General features: G+C 68.2%; 3 protein-coding genes and 1 pseudogene. 1 reads left to right on the plus strand and 3 read right to left on the minus strand.

The window, feature by feature from the left end:
* Positions 1–209: pseudogene (locus tag HUK84_RS16325) on the plus strand (hypothetical protein); the annotation flags it as partial.
* Between the two features lie 167 nt (positions 210–376).
* Here HUK84_RS16325 and HUK84_RS16330 read toward each other — a convergent pair.
* The 3 genes from HUK84_RS16330 to HUK84_RS16340 all read right to left on the minus strand — a co-directional run.
* Positions 377–538, minus strand: a complete 162-nt coding sequence (locus tag HUK84_RS16330) for a hypothetical protein (RefSeq protein WP_176641223.1) — start codon at positions 536–538, stop codon at positions 377–379.
* Between the two features lie 6 nt (positions 539–544).
* Positions 545–1,111, minus strand: coding sequence for a cytochrome b (locus HUK84_RS16335; RefSeq protein WP_176641224.1), 567 nt, complete (start codon positions 1,109–1,111; stop codon positions 545–547).
* A gap of 92 nt (positions 1,112–1,203) precedes the next feature.
* Positions 1,204–1,979: ATP-binding cassette domain-containing protein (locus HUK84_RS16340; RefSeq protein WP_176641225.1), on the minus strand; the 776-nt coding region annotated here is incomplete at its 5' end.

Below are 1,979 nucleotides of genomic sequence, written 5' to 3' on the forward strand. Positions count from 1 at the left end.
CCCTCCCGCCGGATTGGATCGCCGGCGACCGCCCCGGCACCTACGGCCCCGAGGAAACCAACGATATCGCCCTGGTCCGGCCGCCCGGCCGCGCCCCGCTGCTGGTCGCAGCCTATTACCACGCCCCGACCGTGCCCCCCGCCGAACGCGAGGCCGTGCTGCGCCAGGTCGGCGCTGTCTTCGTCGACTGGGCCGTATCGTCCCGGTAAGATGGCGGCGTATCCGTTCTTTTTTGAAAAAAGAACCAAAAAACTTTCAAACGTGTGGAGACGATGTGCCGGGCACACACAAAGTCCCTTAACGAATAAAAGTCTTTTTGCTTCTTTTTCTTCAGAAAAAGAAGAATAACCCTTTCACCACCCCGCACCCCCTCATTTCAATAGCCATGCCCCTCATAACCATAGCTGCCGCGTGAATTATTGCCGACATTCCCATAACCATCGCCACGGTACTGCCGCGTGCCCCGGTCGCCGTAATCCGGCCCGCAGGCCGCCAGCAGCAGCAACCCCGCCAGGGGCATGAATTTCAGCATCCGCATCGTTCTCTATCTCCACATCCGGCGCAACACACCGTCGCGCAGCACCAGCGCGTGATACAGCGCCGCCGCCGCATGGCCCAGTGCCGCGATGATGATCGCCCAAGCCAGCCAGCCATGCAGGCTGCCGAGGCGCTGATGCGCCACTGGCGACATCAGCGCGAAGGGGGGTGCGAAGGGCGACGCGATCGGCACCCCGAACGCCACCACCGGCCGCCCGGCCGACCAGCAGGCCAGATATCCCAGGGCGATCACGCCGCCCAGCAGGACATAAAGCCCCCCATGGACCAGAGGCGCCAGCCGCGCGCCCCGGGCCGGACCGGCGGCGAAGCGGATCGCCCGCCCACCCGTCAGCCGCCAGGCCACCCGGGCCACGAACAACGCCGCCAGCAGCACCCCCAGCGACAGATGCACCGATACGATCGGCCCATGCCAGGCATGGGGCACCCTGTGCATCAATTCGCCCAGCACGAACTGCGCCAGGATCAGCACGGCACAACTCCAATGCAGCCAGCGCGTCTCCGCACCATAGCGCACCGGCGCCCGCACCGCGTCGATCACCTCGAACCCGCTCATGTTCCCTCCACCGCTGTTCCCTCCACTGCGCCACGCACCGGCACCCCGCACAAACCCGCAACTCCGTCGCGCCGGCCATCAGCACCGGGCCATCAGCGCCGGGCCATCAACAACGTCATCACCGCATCGCCGAACCCGGCCGGATCCCGCCGCGCCGCCGCCAGGTCGGCCGCGTCCCAGCGACAGGCCACCGCGCCGCCTTCCAGCATGATGGCGGCGGAACAATGGGCCGCGACGCTCTCCAGCGCATGCGTCGCCAGAATCACGCTGCACGTTCCCGCCCGCACCCGCGCATCGATCATCCGCCGGACCTGCCAGGCGGCCAGCGGGTCCAGCCCGTTCAGCGACTCGTCCAGGATCAGCAGGCGCGGACTACCCAGCAACGCGGCCAGGATCGCGAATTTCGCCCGCGTCCCCAGCGAACAGGTCTCCAGCGGCACATCCATCCAGCGCGCCAGGTCCAGCAACGCCACCGGGTCGTCCGCGCCCCAGTCGTCGGATCGCCCCCTGTCGGATCGCCCCCAGTCCGGCCGCGCCAATCCCTTCGCCGAGGCCACCAGCCGCAGATAATCCCGTCCGCTCAGCACCATCGGCAGCGCCGCGGGATCGACAGCATATCCCAATGCCCGCCGCGCCCGCACCGGATCGGCCAGCACATCCACCCCATCGATCGCCACCTGCCCGGTCAGCGGCGGCACCAGTCCGGACACGGCGCGCAACAGGGTGGACTTGCCCGCGCCATTCGCGCCCAGCAATCCCAGCCACTGCCCCGGCGGCAGCACCAGGTCGATCCCGCGCAGCACCACCCGCCCGCCATACCCCACCGTCACGCCGGACACCGCCAGCGCGGCATCCATGCGCGCAGCAT

This window comes from Nguyenibacter vanlangensis (assembly GCF_013376155.1).
GTDB classification, from domain to species: Bacteria; Pseudomonadota; Alphaproteobacteria; order Acetobacterales; family Acetobacteraceae; genus Gluconacetobacter; species Gluconacetobacter vanlangensis.

Bases quoted from the DNA above. Each gene is read 5' to 3' on its own strand.
- HUK84_RS16330 (WP_176641223.1), bottom strand. From the start codon at position 538: ATGCGGATGCTGAAATTCATGCCCCTGGCGGGGTTGCTGCTGCTGGCG.
- HUK84_RS16335 (WP_176641224.1), bottom strand. From the start codon at position 1,111: ATGAGCGGGTTCGAGGTGATCGACGCGGTGCGGGCGCCGGTGCGCTAT.